General features: G+C 67.5%; 20 protein-coding genes. 10 read left to right on the top strand and 10 right to left on the bottom strand.

Annotated features, from left to right (window positions below; all coding sequences use genetic code 11):
- The first annotated feature begins 175 nt into the window (after positions 1 to 175).
- The 8 genes from AC0Z36_RS21575 to AC0Z36_RS21540 all read left to right on the top strand — a co-directional run bounded on the left by AC0Z36_RS21575 (position 176) and on the right by AC0Z36_RS21540 (position 9,496).
- Positions 176 to 2,161: an alpha-1,4-glucan--maltose-1-phosphate maltosyltransferase gene (locus AC0Z36_RS21575; protein ID WP_485464645.1), complete on the top strand. Its 1,986-nt coding sequence runs from the start codon at positions 176 to 178 to the stop codon at positions 2,159 to 2,161.
- Positions 2,158 to 3,867, top strand: a complete 1,710-nt coding sequence (gene treS / locus AC0Z36_RS21570; RefSeq protein WP_485464634.1) for a maltose alpha-D-glucosyltransferase — start codon at positions 2,158 to 2,160, stop codon at positions 3,865 to 3,867. Before AC0Z36_RS21575 ends, treS begins: the two co-directional genes overlap by 4 nt.
- On the top strand, positions 3,864 to 5,471 hold the full coding sequence (locus AC0Z36_RS21565; protein ID WP_485464633.1) for a maltokinase N-terminal cap-like domain-containing protein: 1,608 nt from the start codon (positions 3,864 to 3,866) through the stop codon (positions 5,469 to 5,471). Before treS ends, AC0Z36_RS21565 begins: the two co-directional genes overlap by 4 nt.
- Before the next feature lie 35 nt (positions 5,472 to 5,506).
- Positions 5,507 to 7,873 carry a 1,4-alpha-glucan branching protein GlgB gene (glgB, locus tag AC0Z36_RS21560; RefSeq protein WP_485464632.1) on the top strand — a complete coding sequence of 789 codons (2,367 nt, stop codon included), beginning with the start codon at positions 5,507 to 5,509 and terminating at the stop codon, positions 7,871 to 7,873.
- A 165-nt stretch (positions 7,874 to 8,038) separates the two neighbouring features.
- Positions 8,039 to 8,329 carry a type II toxin-antitoxin system Phd/YefM family antitoxin gene (locus tag AC0Z36_RS21555; RefSeq protein WP_485464631.1) on the top strand — a complete coding sequence of 97 codons (291 nt, stop codon included), beginning with the start codon at positions 8,039 to 8,041 and terminating at the stop codon, positions 8,327 to 8,329.
- Positions 8,326 to 8,610: a type II toxin-antitoxin system RelE family toxin gene (locus tag AC0Z36_RS21550; RefSeq protein ID WP_485464630.1), complete on the top strand. Its 285-nt coding sequence runs from the start codon at positions 8,326 to 8,328 to the stop codon at positions 8,608 to 8,610. The genes AC0Z36_RS21555 and AC0Z36_RS21550 overlap by 4 nt, the downstream gene beginning before the upstream one ends.
- Positions 8,607 to 8,783, top strand: a complete 177-nt coding sequence (locus AC0Z36_RS21545) for a hypothetical protein (protein ID WP_485464629.1) — start codon at positions 8,607 to 8,609, stop codon at positions 8,781 to 8,783. The genes AC0Z36_RS21550 and AC0Z36_RS21545 overlap by 4 nt, the downstream gene beginning before the upstream one ends.
- Positions 8,784 to 8,905: 122 nt before the next feature.
- Positions 8,906 to 9,496, top strand: a complete 591-nt coding sequence (locus AC0Z36_RS21540) for a Uma2 family endonuclease (RefSeq protein WP_485464628.1) — start codon at positions 8,906 to 8,908, stop codon at positions 9,494 to 9,496.
- Positions 9,497 to 9,801: 305 nt separating this feature from the next.
- On the opposite strand, the gene AC0Z36_RS21535 is transcribed toward AC0Z36_RS21540, so the two are convergent.
- From AC0Z36_RS21535 to AC0Z36_RS21520, 4 genes are all read right to left on the bottom strand, one after another.
- Entirely contained in the window at positions 9,802 to 11,841 is a 2,040-nt protein-coding gene (locus tag AC0Z36_RS21535; protein ID WP_485464627.1) for a DUF6114 domain-containing protein, read from the bottom strand.
- 105 nt (positions 11,842 to 11,946) lie between these two features.
- Positions 11,947 to 12,663 carry a DUF6230 family protein gene (locus tag AC0Z36_RS21530; RefSeq protein ID WP_485464626.1) on the bottom strand — a complete coding sequence of 239 codons (717 nt, stop codon included), beginning with the start codon at positions 12,661 to 12,663 and terminating at the stop codon, positions 11,947 to 11,949.
- A 575-nt stretch (positions 12,664 to 13,238) separates the two neighbouring features.
- A complete protein-coding gene (locus tag AC0Z36_RS21525) occupies positions 13,239 to 13,478 on the bottom strand; it encodes a ribbon-helix-helix domain-containing protein (RefSeq protein ID WP_485464625.1) in 240 nt (79 codons plus the stop codon).
- A 112-nt stretch (positions 13,479 to 13,590) separates the two neighbouring features.
- Entirely contained in the window at positions 13,591 to 14,544 is a 954-nt protein-coding gene (locus AC0Z36_RS21520; protein ID WP_485464624.1) for a tetratricopeptide repeat protein, read from the bottom strand.
- 498 nt (positions 14,545 to 15,042) lie between these two features.
- Here AC0Z36_RS21520 and AC0Z36_RS21515 point away from each other — a divergent pair, with 498 nt between their 5' ends.
- Entirely contained in the window at positions 15,043 to 15,711 is a 669-nt protein-coding gene (locus AC0Z36_RS21515) for a TetR/AcrR family transcriptional regulator (protein ID WP_485464644.1), read from the top strand.
- A 143-nt stretch (positions 15,712 to 15,854) separates the two neighbouring features.
- Here the strand turns inward: AC0Z36_RS21515 and AC0Z36_RS21510 are convergent, their stop codons facing one another.
- The 5 genes from AC0Z36_RS21510 to AC0Z36_RS21490 all read right to left on the bottom strand — a co-directional run bounded on the left by AC0Z36_RS21510 (position 15,855) and on the right by AC0Z36_RS21490 (position 18,477).
- Positions 15,855 to 16,175: a DUF3817 domain-containing protein gene (locus tag AC0Z36_RS21510; RefSeq protein ID WP_485464623.1), complete on the bottom strand. Its 321-nt coding sequence runs from the start codon at positions 16,173 to 16,175 to the stop codon at positions 15,855 to 15,857.
- A 38-nt stretch (positions 16,176 to 16,213) separates the two neighbouring features.
- Positions 16,214 to 16,552, bottom strand: coding sequence for a DUF3817 domain-containing protein (locus AC0Z36_RS21505; protein WP_485464622.1), 339 nt, complete (start codon positions 16,550 to 16,552; stop codon positions 16,214 to 16,216).
- A 76-nt stretch (positions 16,553 to 16,628) separates the two neighbouring features.
- A complete protein-coding gene (locus tag AC0Z36_RS21500; RefSeq protein ID WP_485464621.1) occupies positions 16,629 to 17,195 on the bottom strand; it encodes a MarR family winged helix-turn-helix transcriptional regulator in 567 nt (188 codons plus the stop codon).
- Positions 17,196 to 17,459: 264 nt separating this feature from the next.
- Entirely contained in the window at positions 17,460 to 17,753 is a 294-nt protein-coding gene (locus AC0Z36_RS21495; RefSeq protein WP_485464620.1) for an MTH1187 family thiamine-binding protein, read from the bottom strand.
- 19 nt (positions 17,754 to 17,772) lie between these two features.
- Positions 17,773 to 18,477 (bottom strand): alpha/beta fold hydrolase, encoded by a 705-nt coding sequence (locus AC0Z36_RS21490; protein ID WP_485464619.1) that lies wholly within the window; start codon positions 18,475 to 18,477, stop codon positions 17,773 to 17,775.
- A 179-nt stretch (positions 18,478 to 18,656) separates the two neighbouring features.
- Between AC0Z36_RS21490 and AC0Z36_RS21485 the strand changes: the two genes are divergently transcribed.
- Complete coding sequence (locus tag AC0Z36_RS21485) at positions 18,657 to 19,142, top strand: MarR family winged helix-turn-helix transcriptional regulator (protein ID WP_485464618.1); 486 nt, start codon at positions 18,657 to 18,659, stop codon at positions 19,140 to 19,142.
- A 64-nt stretch (positions 19,143 to 19,206) separates the two neighbouring features.
- On the opposite strand, the gene AC0Z36_RS21480 is transcribed toward AC0Z36_RS21485, so the two are convergent.
- Complete coding sequence (locus AC0Z36_RS21480; protein WP_485464617.1) at positions 19,207 to 20,184, bottom strand: tyrosine-protein phosphatase; 978 nt, start codon at positions 20,182 to 20,184, stop codon at positions 19,207 to 19,209.
- Positions 20,185 to 20,224 lie beyond the last annotated feature (40 nt).

Genomic DNA, 20,224 nt, shown 5'->3' with positions numbered 1-20,224 from the left:
CCCCTTGCGCAGTTGTTTCCCGGCGTGTTGACCATGCACGGTTCTTTCGAACATGGGTAGGAGCGCTGTCATGTCGACACCGATCGGAAAGACGGCCGCACCGAAGCAGTCCGCAACGAAGAGGGCTGTCGCGAAGAAGACGACTACGCCGAAGCGTTCGGAGCGTACAAAGCACATGATCGGTCGGATTCCCATCCTGGACGTCACCCCGCTCGTGGACGGCGGCGCGCGTCCCGTCCGCGCCGTCACCGGGGAGTCCGTCCCCATCGGCGCGACCGTGTTCCGCGAGGGTCACGACGCCGTCAACGCCAATGTCGTCCTGCGGGACTCCCGCGGCAGACAGGGTCCGTGGACGCCGATGCGTCCCGGCGCGCCGGGGACGGACCGCTGGTCGGCGGAGGTCACCCCGACCTCCGAGGGCAAGTGGTCGTACGCGGTGGAGGCCTGGAGCGATCCGGTGGCCACCTGGCGGCACACCGCGGAGATCAAGATCCCGGCGGGCATCGACGTGCCCCTGGTGCTCGAAGAGGGCGCGCAGCTCCTCGAACGCGCCGCGGAGGGCGTGCCGAAGAAGAGCGGCCGGCAGATCGTGCTCGACGCGGTGGACGCGCTGCGCGACACCGTCCGGCCGCCCGCCGCCAGGATGCGCGCCGCGCTGGACAGCGCGGTGACCTACCTCCTCGACAAGTACCCCCTGCGCGAACTGGTCACGTGCAGCGAGCGCTACCCCCTGCGGGTCGAGCGCCAGCGTGCCCTGTTCGGGTCCTGGTACGAATTCTTCCCGCGCTCCGAGGGCGCGGTCATCGACCCCGAGGGGAAGGTGCCGCCGCAGTCGGGCACCTTCAAGACCGCCGCCCAGCGGCTGCCCGCCATCGCGGCGATGGGCTTCGACGTCGTGTACCTGCCGCCGGTCCACCCGATCGGCTACGCCTACCGCAAGGGCCCGAACAACTCCCTGACGGCGGGCCCGTACGACCCCGGCTGCCCGTGGGCGATCGGCTCCCAGGAGGGCGGGCACGACGCGGTCCATCCGGACCTGGGCACGCTGGACGACTTCGACGCGTTCGTGGCCAGGGCGCGCGAGCTGCGACTCGAAGTCGCCCTGGACTTCGCCCTCCAGTGCTCCCCCGACCACCCGTGGGTCGAGAAGCACCCGGAATGGTTCAACCGCCGCGTCGACGGCACGATCGCGTACGCGGAGAACCCGCCGAAGAAGTACCAGGACATCTACCCGGTCGCGTTCGACGCGGACTACCCCGGGATCCTCCGCGAGACGCTGCGGGTCCTGCGGCACTGGATGAAGCACGGCGTGCGGATCTTCCGGGTGGACAACCCGCACACCAAGCCGGTGATGTTCTGGGAGAAGGTCATCGCCGAGATCAACGCCAAGGACCCCGATGTCATCTTCCTGGCCGAGGCGTTCACCCGCCCGGCGATGATGCACACCCTGGGGAAGGCCGGCTTCCAGCAGTCCTACACGTACTTCACCTGGCGTAACGGCAAGGCCGAACTCGAGGAGTACCTCACCGAAATCAGTGGTGAGTCCGCCGCGTACATGCGGCCGAACTTCTTCGTCAACACTCCGGACATCCTGCACGCCTACCTTCAGTACGGCGGGCCCGCGGCCTTCAAGATCCGCGCCGCACTGGCCGGAACGCTGTCGCCGACGTGGGGGGTCTACGCCGGTTTCGAGCTGTACGAGCACGTGCCCGCGAAACCGGGCGGTGAGGAGTACCTCGACTCCGAGAAGTACCAGTACAAACCGAGGGACTGGGCGGCCGCGGAGCGCGAAGGCCGGTCCCTCGCGCCCTACCTCACGACGCTCAACCGGCTGCGTCGGCGCCACCCCGCGCTGCAGCAGCTCCGGAACGTGCATTTCCACCATGTCGACAACGACGCGCTCATCGCGTATTCCAAACGCACGCGTGTCGGAGAGGCCGACGACATCGTTCTCGTGGTGGTGAACCTCGATCCGCAGAACGCGCACGAGGGCACCGTCTCGCTGGACCTGCCTGCGCTGGGGATGGACTGGCAGGACGGCTTCCCGGTACACGACGAAGTTACCGGGGCCGTCTTCCACTGGGGTCAGAAGAACTACGTGCGACTGGACCCCGCCCACGAACCGGCGCATCTCTTCTCGGTGCGGAGGCACTCCCCGTGATCGGCAACGCTGCGTCAGTCAACCAGCCCGTACGCGACACCTTCGAGGACACGCCGCCCCGGGACCGCGATCCCCTGTGGTTCAAGCGCGCCGTCTTCTACGAAGTCCTGGTCCGGTCGTTCCAGGACAGCAACGGCGACGGCACCGGCGACCTCAAGGGCCTGACCCAGAAACTGGACTACCTCCAGTGGCTCGGCGTGGACTGCCTGTGGCTGCCGCCGTTCTTCGCCTCGCCGCTGCGCGACGGCGGTTACGACGTGTCCGACTACACCGCCGTCCTCCCGGAGTTCGGCGACCTCGCCGACTTCGTGGAGTTCACCGACGCCACGCACAAGCGCGGCATGCGGGTGGTGATCGACTTCGTCATGAACCACACCAGCGACCAGCACATGTGGTTCCAGGAGTCGCGCAAGAACCCCGACGGCCCGTACGGCGACTACTACATGTGGGCCGACGACGACAAGAGCTACGACGACGCCCGGATCATCTTCGTCGACACCGAGACGTCCAACTGGACGTACGACCCGGTCCGCAAGCAGTACTTCTTCCACCGCTTCTTCAGCCACCAGCCGGATCTCAACTACGAGAACCCGCGGGTGCAGGAGGAGATGATGGCCGGCCTGCGGTTCTGGCTCGACCTCGGCATCGACGGCTTCCGGCTGGACGCGGTGCCCTACCTGTTCGCGCAGGAGGGCACCAACTGCGAGAACCTCCCCGCCACCCACGAGTTCCTGAAAAGGGTCCGCAAGGAGGTCGACGACCAGTACCCGGACACGGTGCTGCTCGCCGAGGCCAACCAGTGGCCGGAAGACGTCGTCGACTACTTCGGCGACGGCGACGAGTGCCACATGGCATTTCACTTCCCGGTGATGCCGCGCATCTTCATGGCGGTGCGGCGCGAGTCGCGCTACCCGATCTCGGAGATCCTCACCAACACCCCGTCCATCCCCGGCAACTGCCAGTGGGGCATCTTCCTGCGCAACCACGACGAGCTGACGCTCGAAATGGTGACGGACGAAGAGCGCGACTACATGTACGCGGAGTACGCCAAGGACCCCCGGATGCGCGCCAACGTCGGCATCCGCCGGCGGCTCGCCCCGCTACTCGACAACGACCGCAACCAGATCGAGCTCTTCACCGCGCTGCTGCTGTCGCTGCCCGGATCACCCGTCCTGTACTACGGCGACGAGATCGGGATGGGCGACAACATCTGGCTCGGCGACCGGGACGGCGTGCGGACACCCATGCAGTGGACGCCGGACCGGAACGCCGGTTTCTCCACGTGCGACCCGGGCAGGCTCAACCTGCCGGCCATCATGGACCCGGTCTACGGCTACCAGGTCACCAACGTCGAAGCGCAGATGGCGAACGCGAGTTCGCTGCTCCACTGGACCCGCCGGATGATCGAAGTGCGCAAGCAGAACCCGGCGTTCGGGCTCGGCACCTACACCGAGCTGCAGTCCAGCAACCCGAGCGTGCTGGCCTTCTGGCGGGAGTACCAGGACGACATCGTCCTGTGTGTGCACAACTTCTCCCGGTTCGCGCAGCCGACGGAACTTGATCTGCGCCAGTTCGAAACGCACGTACCGGTCGAGCTACTCGGCGGGGTCTCCTTCCCGCCGATCGGCGAACTGCCGTACCTCCTGACCCTCGCGGGACATGGTTTCTACTGGTTCCGCCTCACCCGAGGAGAGAACACGTTGTGACGGAATCCACCCGTCCCCTTCAGCTCGGCCTCGATCTTGATCTCGCGGCCGTCGACACCCTGCTCAGCGACTGGCTGCCACAGCAGAGATGGTTCGCGGGCAAGGGCAGGCCGCTGGAGGGGGTCGAGGTGGCACACGCCGTCGAACTCGTACCGGGTGAGCCGGGGATGGTCCACCTGCTCGCCCGGTCCCGGCACCTGGACGGTACGCGGGAGTTGTACCAACTCCTGCTCGGCATCCGCGCGGAACCACTGGACCGGCTCACTCATGCGACTATCGGCCTGTTAGCGGACGGTCGGGTCCTGTACGACGCCGCCCACGACTCCGAGTTGACCCGCTGGCTGCTGGAACGGTTCCTCGAACAGCGGTCCAAGGAACCGAACAGCGTCGGGACGATAGGTTTCCACCGGCGTCCGGGCACCCGGGTGAGCCCCGGTCTCACCGGCCTGGCCATCGGCGCCGAACAGTCCAACACCTCAATCGTCTTCGGCGACGAGGTGATCCTGAAACTGTTCCGCCGGATCCTCCCCGGCACCAACCCCGACCTCGAAGTCTCCCTCGCCCTGGCCGACGCCGGCTCACAGTTCATCCCGGCGCCGGTGGGGTGGTTCGAGATGCCAGTCTCACTTGCGATGGGCGCGGAGCGTCCCGGAGCGCGTCCGGAGGACGCGGCCCGCCGCGGAGCGGCTGTGGTGCACAGTCCGGCGACGCGTGGACGCCGAGTGGATCCGGAGCGAAGCGACGGGGACATTCGGAAAACGCCCGTGCTTGGAGCCGTCATGACCAGCCAGAACACCACCCTCGGCATGCTCCAGGAGTTCCTGCGCACCGGGACCGACGGCTGGGACCTGGCCAAGGCCTCCGTGCGCGACCTGTACGCCGACGCCGGAGCACTCGGCTACGAGGTCACCGCCTCGGCCGCCGGGGGTGACTTCGCGGCGGAGTCCTACCGGCTCGGCACCGCCACCGCCGAGGTGCACGCCGACCTCGCCCGGTCACTGCCGACCGCACTGGCCGGAGCCGATGAACTGGCTGCTGTGGCCGCCGCCATGACTGAGCGTCTGGCCGACGCGTCGGTCGCCGTCCCGGCCCTGTCACCGTACGCCGACCGGCTGCGGACCGCGTACGCCGATCTCGAAATGCTCGGCCGCGACGGGCAGACCGTGCCCGTGCAGCGCATCCACGGGGACTTCCACCTCGGCCAGGTGATGCGCACGACACGCCGCTGGGTGCTCATCGACTTCGAAGGCGAGCCGTCGAAGCCGCTCAGCGACCGCCGGGCGCTGCACTCGCCGTTGCGCGATGTCGCCGCGATGCTCCGGTCGTTCGACTACGCCGCCCGGCACCTGCTCGCCGACCTCCGGCACGGTCCGGACGACCCGCCCGCCTACCTGGTCCGCCGGGCCGAGGAGTGGGCCGACCGCAACCGCGAGGCGTTCTGCGCCGGTTACGCGAAGGCGGGCGGCGTCGACCCGCGGGCGGAACCCGTACTGCTGCGCGCCTTCGAGACCGACAAGGCGGTGTACGAGGTCGTCTACGAGCACGACAACCGCCCGTCCTGGCTCCCGGTCCCGCTGGACGCCGTCCGCAGGTTGGCCCGCTGACTTTTCCGCACACCCAGCCGAAAGGAGCCCCCGAGGTGACAACCTCGAACAGGAACGGCAAACCGAAGAAGTCCGCTGCACGGAAGACTCCCGCGCGGAAGACCGCAGTACAGCAGGACCCGGTACAGCAGGACCCGGTACAGCAGGACCCGGTACAGCAGGACCCAGCGCAGGAGCCCACCGTACGAAAGGCCGTTCCGCGCGCCCGCACGGCGAAGAAGCCACCCGTCGTGCCGGCCACCACGGCTCCCCTCGATCCCGCGGACCTGAGCCGACTGGTCGGCGGGTCGCACCACGACCCGCACGCCCTGCTCGGCGCGCATCCTGCCGAAGGCGGCGTAGTCGTACGGGTGTTGAAGCCGTGGGCGACCGCTGCGACCGTCCTGGTGGGCGATACGCGGATCCCCCTGGCGCTGGAGTCCGACGGCCTGTTCAGCGGGCTGGTCCCCGGTGAGGAGAAAGTCCCCGACTACCGGCTTGAAATCGCGTACGAGGATTCCAAGGTCGAATCAGACGACCCGTACCGTTTCCTGCCCACGGTCAGCGACTTCGACCAGCACCTGATCGGCGAGGGCCGGCACGAGCGCCTGTGGGACGCGCTCGGCGCGCACGTCCGGTCGATGATCACCTCAAGCGGCCCGGTGACCGGAACGTCCTTCGCGGTCTGGGCGCCCAACGCCCGGGGCGTGCGGGTCATAGGGGACTTCAACTACTGGGACGGCGCGGCGCACCCTATGCGCACGCTCGGGTCAAGTGGCGTGTGGGAACTGTTCGTTCCCGGAGTGGGCGACGGCACGAAGTACAAATACGAGGTCCTCGGCCGCGACGGTGTATGGCGGCAGAAGGCCGACCCGATGGCCTTCGCCACCGAAATCCCGCCGTCCACCGCGTCCCTCGTGCACACCTCCGACTACATCTGGGGCGACGACGAATGGCTGCGCAAGCGGAGTGAGTCCGTGCCGGTCCGCGAAGCCATAAGCGTGTACGAGGTCCACCTCGGTTCGTGGCGACCCGGCCTGTCCTTTGTCGAGCTGGCCGAGCAACTCCCCACGTACGTCAGCGATCTCGGCTTCACCCACGTCGAGTTGCTGCCGGTGGCTGAACACCCGTACGGCGGCTCCTGGGGTTACCAGGTCTCGTCCTACTACGCCCCGACCGCGCGCTTCGGCACCCCCGACGAGTTCAAGCTCCTGGTCGACGCGCTGCACCGGGCCGGGATCGGCGTGATGATCGACTGGGTTCCCGCGCACTTCCCGAAGGACGCGTGGGCGCTGGCCCGCTTCGACGGCACGCCGCTGTACGAGCACCCCGACCCGCGGCGCGGCGAACACCCGGACTGGGGAACACTGGTCTTCGACTACGGGCGTCACGAGGTGCGCAACTTCCTGGTGGCCAACGCGGTGTTCTGGTGCGAGGAGTTCCACATTGACGCGCTGCGGGTCGACGCGGTGGCTTCGATGTTGTATTTGGACTACTCCCGCGAGCACGGCGATTGGGCGCCCAATGAGCACGGCGGCCGGGAGAACCTGGACGCGGTGAAGTTCCTCCAGGAGATGAACGCGACGCTCTACCGCCGGGTCCCGGGCGCGATCACCATCGCCGAGGAGTCGACGGCGTGGGCGGGCGTGACCCAGCCGACCTCAACGGGCGGCCTGGGCTTCGGGTTCAAGTGGAACATGGGCTGGATGCACGACTCGCTGGAGTACATCGCCAACGAGCCGATACACCGTCAGTACCACCACAACGAGATCACGTTCTCACTGATGTACGCGTGGAGCGAGAACTACATACTGCCGATCAGCCACGACGAGGTCGTGCACGGCAAAAAGTCACTGCTGCACAAGATGCCCGGCGACCGCTGGCAGCAGATGGCGAACGTACGGGCCTACCTGGCCTTCATGTGGGCGCACCCCGGTAAGCAACTCCTTTTCATGGGAACGGAGTTCGCCCAGGACTCGGAGTGGTCCGAGGTGCGCGGCCTGGACTGGTGGCTGCTTGAGCACGCCGAACACCAGGGTGTGCAGAAGCTGGTCCGCGACCTGAACGCCGGCTACCGCGCCTCACCCGCACTGTGGGAGTTGGACACCTCCCCGGAGGGCTTCAGCTGGATCGACGGCGGCAACGCGGCCGACAACGTGCTGTCGTTCATCCGGCGCGGGGATTCCACACAGCTGGCGTGCGTGGCGAACTTCTCGCCCGTACTGCGCAGCGGCTTCCGGGTCGGCCTTCCCGCGGTCGGCCGCTGGCGTGAGGCGCTGAACACCGACGCCGAGACGTATGGCGGCTCGAACGCGGGCAACTGCGGCGTAGTGGTGGCGGAGGCTGTGCCGTGGCACGGGCAGCCGGCGTCGGCGGTGCTGACGCTGCCGCCGCTGGGGGTGTTGTGGCTGGTGCCTGAGTGACTCCCGTCGGCGCCCTCGTACGGCAAGTCCGCACGAGGGCGCCGACGCGCTTCAGGGAGCGAGAGCCGCCCAGCTCCACGCTCCGGCCCCAAAACCTTTCGATGACTAGAATTAAGGCAGAATTAGAGCTAGAATAAGGTCATGACTCTTCCTACGATATTGCCTATGGCCGAAGTCAAAGCCAAGTTCTCGGAGTACATCACCGAGGTGCAGACCACCCGTGAGCGCATCGTTCTCACCCGCAACGGGCGTGCGGCCGCGATGTTGATCTCTGTCGAGGACTTCGAGTCGATGCAGGAAACCATCGAGATCCTGTCCGACCCGGAGCAGATGGCCCGCATCCGTGAGGCAGAGGCAGAAGCTGCCCGCGGCGAGTACCACACCCAGGCGGAGATCGACGACCTGCTCGCCGAACGACTGCGTACCTCCCGGGAGAAGAGCGGTAAGAACGCGTGACTGACCAGGGGGGGCTGTACAAGATCGAAGCCCGGCCCGCCGCGCGGCGGGCGCTCACCGAGCGCCTGCCCCAGGCCGTTGCGGTCAGCGCGTGGGAGTTCATTACCGGCGCCCTGGCCCAAGACCCCCACAGAGTCGGCAAGCCGCTGGAAAACGAACTCGCCGGTTACTGGTCCGCCCGACGCGGCGAATACCGCATCATCTACCAGATCAAGGACCACATCGTCACCGTGGTCGTCATCGATATCTCGCACCGCCGCGATATCTACCGCCGCCGGTGAGTGGGGGAGAACGTAATGGGGATGATCCCCAGCAGGTTCCCCTTGAGGCTTTCCGCTCGGACGCGGGCAACTGCGGCGTAGTGGTGGCGGCGGCTGTGCCGTGGCACGGGCAGCTGGCGTCGGCGGTGCTGACGCTGCCGCCGCTGGGGGTGTTGTGGCTGGTGCCTGAGTGAGTGGAACTCCCCGGTGCCGCGCTCCCTTCCGAGTGCGGCACCGGGGAGTTTTGCGCATTTTCAACCCACCACGCCCATACTGGACGCAGACGTATGTATTGGCCGCAGAGGAGGAGCACGCCATGACCGAGGTGCTACCCGACTGGCTCTACCCGGCACCGATAGGGGGCTGGACGGTCGACGACCTCGCCCGTATCCCCCGTGACGCGCCGCGGACAGAGCTCCTGGAGGGGTCCCTCATCATGATGTCGCCGCAGAGCCAGTTCCACTCCCGGGTGATGAGGCGACTGGCCAATGCTTTGGACCTCCAGATGCCGGACGGCGTTATCGTCGAGACCGAGATGGCGGTCCGTCTCTCCCGGAAGAGCGCTCCCGAGCCGGACATCCTCGTCTACCGCGACGACTACGAAGACGAAGAGTCCCTGATCAGTCCGGAAGACGTGCTCCTGGCGATCGAAATCGTCTCGGCGGAGTCCGAGGAGCGCGACCGGATCAGCAAGCCGTTCCGTTACCAGAACGCGGGCATCCCCAATTTCTGGCGCGTTGAGAAGTACAAGGACGACAGCGGGCGGCTCCGGGCCGAGATCCACGTCTTCCGCCTCGATACGGTCACGAGCGTCTATGTGGAGGCACCGGTGGGTGGTGTGCGTGGAGAACTCGCTCTCAGCAGCCCGTTCCCCCTGCGTATCGATGTTGCGGAGCTGTATCCGTGACGGCGGGGAGAAGGCCGCAGCCACCGAGGTCATCGGAGACCGTTGAGATCCTCGCTGACCTCGGGCAGATGACGCGTATCCGCGAGTCACAGGCCGAAGGCACACGCGGGGAGTTCCACTCCCAGGAAGAGGTCTCGGCTCTCCTCATGGAGAGGTCGCGGATTTCCGGGGACGCCGTGTGAGCTGATGGTTTCTGTCCGCGAACACAGCAGTGCCCTCGTGCGGAGTGATCCGTGCGAGGGCACTGTCGTTGTGCGGTTTGCTGCTGGGCTGTGCCTTGCTTGAGCACAACGACTACCCGAAGGCTAGCCGTTGATGAGCGCCTTGTTGATGCCGTAGCCGGGGATGTGCAGCACACCACCGAACTGTCCCCACAGTGTCGCCTCCACATTGGTGAAGAACGCCACGGGCACGTTGGGTGGCTGGAAGCTCGGGGAGAACGTGATGGGGATGATCCCCAGCAGGTTTCCTTTGAGGCTTTCCGCGTACATCGTGGTCTTGGCGCCGGGTGTCTTCCAGATCGAGTCCATGTAGGACTTGCTGCCCTTGTCGGACACGATCTCGACCGGCCTCCCGAACGGATCCTTGACGACCATGCTCAGGTTCCAGATGTCGAGACCGCCCGACACCTCGAACTTCATGACCTTCTTCTCTTCGCCCTTGAGGGTCTTGACTGTCACCACACCCTTGTAGTCCATGCCCGCCATGGCGAGCAGGGACGACTTGAGCTTGAACGGCTCGGCGTTGACGAAGACTCCGCCGTCGCCGGGCTGGATCGTCGGCGGACCTTCCACCGGGCACGGGAAGCGTGGCTTGGCCGAACCCGACTCAGACTTCGAGGCCGAGGCCGAGGCCGACGGTGATGCGGACTTTGACGGCGATGCCGTGGACGTCTTCTCAGTCGACTTCGGGGTGCCGGTGGCCGTGCCCGTAGCCGCGGAGGGTTCCCCCACGGCCTTCGGCGTCCCCTGCGTTGCCGGCGTCTCATCGGCCTTCGGCGTGCCGCTGGTCGCCGTGGCGACCGGCGGTTGGAGCAGCTTCGTGATGTCGGTCAGGCCCTGCTGGATCGGACCGGGAGTCTGAGACTCCATCGTAGGCGTCCCGGATTTCGGATCCGGCTTCAGCACACCCGAAGTCTGTGCCGATCCAGGCGCCGGAACGAAGTTCGGCAGCGGATTCCGCGTCGCACTGTTCGGTGCGGATGCCGAAGATGCCGCCGACGTCGCCGAACTCGGAGTCGCAGTAGCCGACTTCGAGGCGGAAGCCGACGTGGACGGTGAGGCCGAGACACACGGCCCCTCCGCGTACGGAACCGAAGGCATCGGGATGTCCGGCTGCCCGGACCCCGGGGCCGCCGAAGCGAGCCCCACTGTGCCGACCACACCGGCGACAGCCAGCGTGATCGCGGCCAGCGCGCGGCCCGGCGAGGTGCCACCGGAGACTGCGTGCCGCCCCGGCCTGGCCTGGCCGCCACGCTGGACGCCGAAGGTCTGTACGACCGGAGCCGTCAGCTTGGCTCCGGGCGCCCTGTCGGCGCCGAACATCCCATCGGCTTCGGCCGTCCGCTTGGCCAGGAGGTCACCGGACCGGTCAGCCTCACCCTTGGGGCGGGTTTCCGGGCCGGCGTCGAGTTCCCCCAGGCGGCCGTCCTCATGCGCTGTGTCCTGATGCGCTGTGTCCTGATGCGCTGTGTCCTGATGCGCTGTGTCCTGATGCGCTGTGTCCCGCGGCTCGTCCCCAGTCGCCGGGAACTGTCCGGTGTCACCGTTCTGACGCCCGAACAGGTCGCCGAGGCCGGTCTCGCCTTCGCCGCCGTCACCGAAGTGGTCCGGCTCGGGCGGTTGCGATTCGCCGTCGGCATCGGGGTCGTACGCCCAGGCCGTGGCCAGTGCACCACCGATCACCGCGAGGAGTGTGCCGACGAAGAAGCCGCCGAAGGTCGCCGCGATGACGGCCACCAGACCGAGCACCATTGCCGCGACACCGCAGAAGATCCGCAGTGCCGGCTGGAACCACAAGGTCAACCCGAGGCCGATCATCGCCATGGAGATGAAGATCGCGGCGGTTCCGCTGCCGCTCTGGATCCGTACGGTGACCTGACCCGTGCTCAGTTCGTTGTACGGCGCCCACAAGATCGGTACCGCCGCCAGCATGACCAGGAACCCGGCCCAGAACGGCCGCCGCTTGCGCCATTGCTTGAAAGCCGTGCGATTCCGCTTGAATCCGCCCTCAGCGCGCTTCGCCGCCGCGTGGGACTGTCGACCGTCGTCCGCCCGCTGTTCCCCTGTTCCGTCAGCCCCCATCAGCACTTCCGGCTGGGCCGGTATCGGCTGTTCAGCGGTCACCTGTTCTCCCTGATCTTCCCTACCTGCGCTGCTGACTGCCATGGGCGCGGAACGCCCTCGGCCGGGCCGGGCGAACCGTGGTCCGCCCGACCCGGCCGAGACTGCTTACTTCTTCACGCCGCATTCTTCGCCGTTGGGCTCCAACGAGAGGTTGAGGCCCTTCAGGTAGAACTTGTCGGCCTGCGCGGAGTAGGCAACCTGCACGCCGTTGTCCAGGACCATCCGGGTGGACTGCTGGCCGAACATGCCGGGGATGCCCGAGCCGTTCTTCTGCGGTCCCTTGCCGACGGGGTTGACTGCCCCGTTCGGACCAGGCACGGGCTGGCCGTTCGGGCCCAGCTTCACGTTCGGGTCGATGGTGCCGCCCTTCATCAGCGACGCGTCGATACCGATGTCGATGTTCTCGAAGGTCGCGTCACCGCTGAGGGACTCAAGGGCGACGACCAGGTTCTCGGCCTTGGCCGGCTTTCCAGCCTCCTGACCGGCCTTCACCTTGAGGATGATCATCGGCAGACCCAGCATCGACGGCACCTTGACCGACTGACACAGGTTGGTGATCTCCGCGGAGCTGAAGGCTGCGTTCGCGACCGCGTGCGGCTTGCCGTCGATGGTGTACGCGACACTTCCGTACTGGCTGAAGTCCTTGCCGTCGAGCTTGTCCATGCTCATCCGGAAGGTGCCACCGGCCACGGTCATCGAGACCGGCACAGCACCCGAGGCCACACCGGCACCCATCGCGCCGAGCGCGACAACGGCCGGGATCATCACAACGCCGAAGCGCTTCCAACGCGTACCGCCGGAAGCGGTCATTTTCTTGTCCACGGTCCTCCTCAGGGACGGACCTCCGCGCCGGACCCGGGCTGGGGCGCCGGGCGCGCGGGAGGTCGAGACACGCACATGCGGGTCGTGCCTGCCGAGGGGATGGACGCTGGCGAGGATCTTGCACCTGCCGCAGCGTTTCTCCGGAGCGGGCACGGCCCTGGATGGGGATGTCCGCGTTCTCGTTTCGACCCCGGCCGGCTGCCGGGGGAGAAGGGGAATTACGGACCGAGCGGCCCTGATCGTCGTCCAGTCCCGGGCTTCGCACAAGGGCTCTAGTTACTCGCTGGTACGCATGAACTTTCATGCATCCCACACGATGTGACCCGGCGATGACTCAGCGTCCGAATGGGTCAGTTGAGGCGATTCAGTACGTGCGATTTAGCAGGTAATGCCCGTTTCATCCGGACACGCAGCGTGCCGTTCCCACCTTGAGTCAAAAGAAGGCAAAGTTTGCTGGTCATCAGCATGAATCCGGAGACGTGCATCACCTTGTCGACAAGGCGGCACAGGTCGGGATCGCGCCTGAGAACCCACGGAGCGGGGATGGTTCAGATCAGCGACGACGGCGCCAGGAATCAATCCTGCTCGGATCCACCGCGTTCCTCGGCGAGGATCTCGTCCACACGGTTCGCGAACGTTGGGTCACCACTGACGAACGTGGGGATGTCCATCGGCTCGGCCCAACGACGCGCCCGCAAGGCCGCGAGGTGGATGCCCTCCCGGATAATTTCAGCCTCGGAAACGCCGTCGCGCGCGGCGGCTTCCTTGATGACCGCAAGATCAGCAGGGTCGGCGTGGACCATGGTTCGTTTCAAAGCCCTAAAGGTATGCCGCCTGCCTCACACCATGATCTCCAATCTTTGACGCTGGTCGCCCGGAACGCAGAAACGGCCCCCGAAGGAGCCGTTCCCATGAAGCAGTCGTCGCTCAGAACAGCACGCTCGTCAGCGACGCCCGCGCCTTCGCCACCCGCGGGTCGTCCGTACCCGTGACCTCGAAGAGCTCAAGCAGGTGCAGACGCGCCTTCGTGCGATCGTCACCGGCCGTCACCCGGACGGTGTCGATCAGGCGGAGGAAGGCGTCCTCCACGTGACCGCCGATCAGGTCCACGTCGGCGGCCAGGGTCTGGGCGTCGACGTCCTTCGGGCGCTCGGCGGCGTCCGCGCGGACCTTGGTCAAGTCGACGTCCTGCGTACGGATCATCAGCTCGACCTGGGCGAGCGCGAGTTTCGCTTCGGTGTGCGCCGGGTTGTCGGCGAGGACGTTGCGGTACGCCTGCGCGGCACCGTCCAGGTCGCCGGCGTCCAGGGCCTCTTCGGCCGGGGCGAGGAGCGGGTCGCCGGCGGGCTCCTCGTCCTCCGCCGCGGCCTCAGGAACGGCGGCGGCACCGTCCATGACCACGCCGTTCAGGCCGAAGCGCTCCTGGCCGAGCTGGATGATCTGGTCGAGGGTCTGCCGGAGTTCCGGCTCCCCCACCGCGCCCTGGAACAGCGGCGCGGGCTGCCCGGCGAGCACGGCGAAGACCGCCGGGATGCTCTGGATGCCGAACATCTGCACAAGACGGGGGTTGGCATCGGCGTCGACCTTGGCCAGGATGAAGCGCCCGGCGTATTCGACGGCGAGCTTTTCCAGGATCGGGCCGAGCTGCTTGCAGGGCTCGCACCACTCGGCCCAGAAGTCGAGGATGACCGGGGCCTGCTCGGACAGAGCGAAGACTTCGGCCTCGAAGGTTTCTTCGGAGACGTTGATGATCACGTTGACGGCGGTGGCGTCGCCTGCCTCACCGGCAGGGGTCGCGGCGCGTTGGGCGGCCGCCTCGGATGCGGCCTTGACGGCCCCGAGGTCGACGACTCCGCGCATAGACATGTTCCGTGGCTGCATGGGGCTATCTTCCCCCGAACCTCCGCACGCGTGTGCACCGGTTCGGCGGATAGGCAGATACGCCGACAGCGGATCCCCCTGGACGCGCCGGGAACCAACCTCATCCGCCGTCCGCCGGTATGCGGACGCTTGAATGAACAGTTGGTTCCGGGCAGTGGCTTCACAAGGCGCTCTTAGATCCCCATCCAGGCACCGTGATTCGCTACGGCCCGTAGCGTAACTGCAACCACCCATTGAGCGCCACCGCCACCCCTCGTCTCGCAGTACACCGTACGAGCGGGTAACGTGACGCGCCGTACGTGGTGGACCGGAAGATTTTCCGTTGCTGTCCGGACAATCAGGGACAGTTCAGACGTGGTTTCCGGGCATTTTTCGGCGAGTTCGTTCGCTCACGGCTGGACACCGGATCAATGAAGACGGGACGGATCCGTGACGGAGACCACACCCGGGGACCGTGCGCTGGACCTCGCGAACAGCGCACCAGGCCTCATTCCGGGCATCTCGCCAAGCCGGACCTCCGCTGTCCCTCCGACTCCCACCCCGACTCCCGCTGTCTCTCCGGCTCCCGCCCGCCCACAGGGTCGGCCGCGCAGCGTCCGCGCCGACGACGCGATCCTCGTCGCCACCCGCGAGCTCCTGGCTGAGCGCGGTTGGGCGGACCTGACCATGGGCGACGTCGCGGCCCGCGCGAACGTGGCCAAAACCACCCTCTACCGCCGCTGGCCGTCGAAACAGGAACTCGCGATGGCCGCCGTCGCGGACATGCTCGGCGCCCTCGCGCTGCCCGACGAGGGAGACCTGCGCTCCGTCATCGAGTCAGTCGTACGGCAGTTCACCGATCTGCTGACCCGCCCCGAGATGCAGACCGCCCTGATGGGTCTGGTCGCCGACTCGACACGTGATCCCGCGCTGCGCAACCGGGTCAGGGAGACGATCGTGGAGCCGCAGAAGATCCTCGTCGTCCGGGGCCGCGAACGCGCGCTGGCCCGCGGCGAGATCCACGCGCCCGCCCAGATCGACGTGGACCTGGTCTTCGACATCATCGCGGGCACCGTCGTCCAGCACATGCTGATCAGCGACGGCCCGGCGGCCGAGGAGTGGATCGGACGCTTCGTACGGTTCGTGTCGACTGGCCTGGGTGTGCCACAGCGTCTCCCCGGGGACTGAACCCGCAGCGGCTGACGCCGTGGGCCCCGGCCTCCGGACCCCGAAAGTCCAGAATCGAGTACGGGTCGCCACCTCGCGAGGTGGCGACCCGTACTCGATTCTGGCTTTTCTGCTTCTGACAGAACGTCAGGCTGTCTACGGCGTCAGGCAGTCTGAGTGGCCTGCTCACCCTGCGGCCGCATCTTGTCCTTCATCTTCGCGTCGAAGACGAACGGGCCGAACGGCAGGACCGAGGCCAGGAACGCCAGCCCGGTGGTCTTGTTGTCCCAGTTGAGCTTGATCTTCATCTCGACGGCCAGCGCCAGGTAGGCGATGAACAGCACGCCGTGCACCAGACCCATCACCGGGACGGCGTTGAAGTCGGTCGTGCGCTTGAGCACCGAGCAGATCAGCAGCAGCAGGTAGGAACAGCCTTCGAGCTTGGAGACCAGCAGGAAGCGCGGCACAGGGTTGGACGTCAGCACGGATTCACCTCGGGAAGGCAGCTACGGAGATTGGGGGTTCAGACGGTCACGGGTGCCGGGGTCTCCAGAACACCGGATGCCTGGACCTCCTCGACGGCCTTGCGCTCGGCGAAGAACGACGCGAGCGGGATCGTGCCGGCCAGCATCAGGACGATCATGCGTGTGTGCGGCCAGCGCATCTTCTGCGCGAGGTCGAAGGTCACGCCCAGGTAGATCATGTAGAGCAGGCCGTGGATCTGGGCGACGGCCATGCTCAGGCCCGCCGAGACGTTCACGCCGAAGACGTACTTGACCACCATCTCGACGCAGAACAGCAGCAGCCAGACGCCGGTGACATAAGCCATCGCTCGGTAGCGGGTGAGTACGGCAGGCTTCACGGCGGACACCTTCGATCGCGGGCGGCGCGCTCGAACCGTGGTCCCGCGCGACTGTTTTCACAATGGCGCAAGCAGTTTACGTCGCCGCTGGCGGTGCTCCGGCACTCGCCCCCGGCGCATCACCGGACGTCGGCTCGGCCGCTTGGAAGTCCCCCGCGTCCACCCGCAGGACGCGCAGCAGCCGGAAGATCTCCGCGCACTGCGCGGCGTCGTACACCCCGAGTCCGAAGTCGTCGGCCATGAGTTCGGCGGTGGCGCGTTCGACCACGTCGCGTCCGGTGGCGGTGATCACGGCGAGTACGCCGCGCCCGTCGCGCGGGTTGGGCCGCCGGTCGACGAAGCCCGCGGCCTTCAGCCGGTCGATGGTGTTGGTGACGCTCGTCGGATGGACCATCAGCCGCTCGCCGATCTTCGACAGCGGGAGCTGTCCGTGACGGCTGAAGGTGAGCAGGACGAGTGCCTCGTAGCGGGCGAAGGTCAGTCCGTGCGGTTTGAGGACCGCGTCCGCGCCGGCGAGGAGGATCTGCTGGGCCCGCATGACCGACGTGATGGCTGCCATCGGTGGGTGCTCGCCCCACCGCGCCGCCCAGGAGTCCGCAGCGCGTTCGATCGGATCGAAGGGGAGGTTCAGCGGCTTGGGCACGGGACCACCGTAACGGGGGCCGCGGTTCGCCCCGCACCTTGGTCGCGCGCCGGTCGGCGAGTGAAGCATGCACAGGGACCGGACCGGGCCGGAAATGCCACCTTGACCAAACCTTGCCAAAATCAAGACATGAACCCGGACGGCGCAGCCGCCGGACTCCCTACGGTCGCCGAGTCGAAGCGGTCGGCCTGTGGATCCTCAAGCGCTGGGCCGAGTACCTGACCGTGGTGGCCCCGGCCGCCACCTGAGGCCGCCCACCGGCCGTTACTCCGCGAGGAGGCGTTCGACGGTCTCCAGTTTGGCCGTCATGCCGTCGGTGACGCCGGCCCGGATGTCGGCCTTCAGGACCAGGCTGACGCGTCCGGCGCGGGCCTCGACGGCCTGGACGGCGCGCTTGACGACGTCCATGACCTCGTCCCAGTCGCCTTCGAGGGTGGTGAACATGGAGTCCGTACGGTTGGGGAGGCCGCTTTCGCGGACCACCTTCACGGCTTCCGCGACGTACGAGCCGACCTCTTCGCCGACGCCGACGGGGCTGACGGAGAACGCGACGATCATGTGATGCCTTCCAGCAGGGCTACCCGGCGGCGATCTCGTCCAGCAGGTCGGCCACCGCGCGGGGCGCGGACAGCGGGGCCTCATGGCCCGTGTCGATCATCTCGTACGGAATGCCCTCGGCCTCAAGCCGCTGCCTGGTGAAGGTCGCCGGATACGAGGCCGGGGTGCGACTGCAGAAGATGTACGTACGGGGAACCCGCAGTGCCTCGGGCTCGGTCAGGAGCAGCTTGTCGTAGGCGGGCCGGGCCGGGGAGGGCACCAGGCGGGCGCTGGCCCACGCGGCGGTCTGTGCGTCGAGGCCGTCCCCGGCGGTGAGCGCCACCGGGTTCAGCCAGGCCGCGGGCCGGGGTGGCCCCAGCTGGCGGCGCAGCGCCTCGGGCACGGTGTCGGCCACGCTCTGGCCGGGCGGCGGCACCGGGGCGTCGAGGTAGACGGTCTCGCGCACCCGCCCGGCGGCGTACTGAGTGACGGCCGCGGCGACGACCCCGCCCTGACTGTGGCCGACGAGGATGACGTCCGTGAGGTCGTGGTAGCGCAGCAGGTCGGCGATGTCGGTGGTCCAGGTGGCCAGACTGACGGGCCGGTCGGCGAGGTGCGCGCGGTCGCCGGCGCCGGTGAGGCTGGGAGTCCAGACCTGGTGTCCGTAGCGTTCGAGGAGTGGTCGCACGCGGACCCAGGACCAGCCGCCCCGGAACGCGCCGTGGATGAGCACAAAAACGGCCATGAACCACCCCCCTGTGGGCGATCACCGTACTGTGCGGCGAACGGTCCCCACCAGACCTGTCACCGGCGGCCCGCAACGTGCAACCTGTCCCTTGTGGACAACCGCGTGCGGACGGTGGCGCGCGGCGCGGCCCGTACGAAATATTCTTGAATGGTCAACTAAAGCGGTAGGCTGGTGCCATGAGCGAACAGGGACAGCAGGAACCGCGTTGGCTGAGCGCCGCGGACCAGTGCACATGGCGCAAGTTCACCGCGGTCATGAACATGCTGCCCCAGCAGCTTGAGCGGGAGCTCCAGCAGCAGCACGGGCTGACAATGCACGACTACGAGATCCTCGTCCGGCTGTCCGAAGCCGGGGACCGGCGACTGCGGCTGAGCGACCTGGCCGAGCGCAGTTGCCAGTCCAAGAGCCGCCTCTCGCACCAGATGTCGCGGTTGGAGAACGCCGGGCTCGTGGCCCGGGAGTCCTGCCCCACCGACCGGCGCGGGGCGTTCGCCGTGCTGACCGAAAAGGGCTGGGAAGTCCTGCGCGCCGCCGCCCCCGACCACGTCGAGAGCGTACGGCGGCACTTCATGGACCTCGTCACCGATGAGCAGAAGAAGGTCCTGAACGAGGTGTTCGGCACGGTGTACCGGCACCTTGAGCCGGACGGCGAAGCGTGCTGAACCCGGCTCGCTGAGGCTGGGCCCGGCCCACCTGAGACCGGGCTCAGCTCACCTGAGACCGGGCTCAGCCGAGCAGCTTGGTCTTCAGCTTGTCGACCGTCGGCTGGTCGATGCCCAGCCCCTTGGCCAGGTAGCCCTGGACCGATCCGTACTGCTTGACGGCCTCGGCGATCCCGGTCTGGAGGTAACGCTCCTCAACGCCCTGTACGGGGGTGAGGAGCTCCGGGTTCTGCATCAGGCCGCCCTGCTTGAGCATGTCGCGCTGCGCGGTGTCCGCCTGCTTGCGGAAGTCGTTGGTCGCCAGGTAGTCGGCCTTGACCGTGTCCTGGTCGACGCCGACCGCGGTGAGCAGGAGCATGCTCAGCCAGCCGGTGCGGTCCTTGCCCGACGTGCAGTGGTAGAGCACCGCGCCGTCGGTGTCGGCGATCTTGTGGATCGCTTCGGCGAAGTTCTTGCGGGCGGCCTCGTCGGTGACGAACTTGACGTACGCGCCGTCCATCAGCGCGCGGCCCTTGTCGCCGCCCAGCGCCGCTTCCTGCTTGGCCGGGTCGCCGGCGGTGACGGCCCCGATGAGGGCCGCGCTCGCGCCGCCGTCGCCGACGGGCAGGCGGGTCGCGGTCAGCCCCGGCGGGAGCTTGTCGGGGGCGCCGAGGGGTGGCTGGAGTTCGGCGTCGGTGCGCAGGTCGATGGCGAGTTTGATGCCGTACGTCGCCAGCTTGGCGGTGTCCGTGTCGGTCAGCTTGCCGAGCGAGTCGCTGCGGAACAGCACGCCGGGCCGGACCGTCTTCCCGTCCGTTGTGCGGTAGCCGCCGGCGTCGCGGGCGTTGGGCGCGGTGGACAGGCCCAGCGAGCGCTTGATGTCGGTGGCCGACGAGAACGTGAGCGGGATGGTGGTCGCCGCGGCGGTGGCCGGCGCGCTGGGCGCGCTCTTGTCCGAGTTCTTGTCGTCGGACCCGCAGGCGGACAGTCCGAAGACGAGGACGGCCACCGCCGCGCCGGCGACGGCGCGCTTGACGGGGCTGGCAGAGATGAGCGGGCTCACAGCGGGCCTTTCGACGTGGTGCGCTTCTTGTCCGGGTTCT

It is taken from the genome of Kitasatospora sp. UYEF31 (assembly GCF_057291755.1).
This window is presented reverse-complemented; position numbering and strand designations above follow the sequence as displayed.

Bases quoted from the DNA above. Each gene is read 5' to 3' on its own strand.
- AC0Z36_RS21575 (WP_485464645.1), top strand. From the start codon at position 176: ATGATCGGTCGGATTCCCATCCTGGACGTCACCCCGCTCGTGGACGGC.
- AC0Z36_RS21555 (WP_485464631.1), top strand. From the start codon at position 8,039: ATGGCCGAAGTCAAAGCCAAGTTCTCGGAGTACATCACCGAGGTGCAG.
- AC0Z36_RS21540 (WP_485464628.1), top strand. From the start codon at position 8,906: ATGACCGAGGTGCTACCCGACTGGCTCTACCCGGCACCGATAGGGGGC.
- AC0Z36_RS21520 (WP_485464624.1), bottom strand. From the start codon at position 14,544: ATGCAGCCACGGAACATGTCTATGCGCGGAGTCGTCGACCTCGGGGCC.
- AC0Z36_RS21495 (WP_485464620.1), bottom strand. From the start codon at position 17,753: ATGATCGTCGCGTTCTCCGTCAGCCCCGTCGGCGTCGGCGAAGAGGTC.
- AC0Z36_RS21490 (WP_485464619.1), bottom strand. From the start codon at position 18,477: ATGGCCGTTTTTGTGCTCATCCACGGCGCGTTCCGGGGCGGCTGGTCC.
- AC0Z36_RS21485 (WP_485464618.1), top strand. From the start codon at position 18,657: ATGAGCGAACAGGGACAGCAGGAACCGCGTTGGCTGAGCGCCGCGGAC.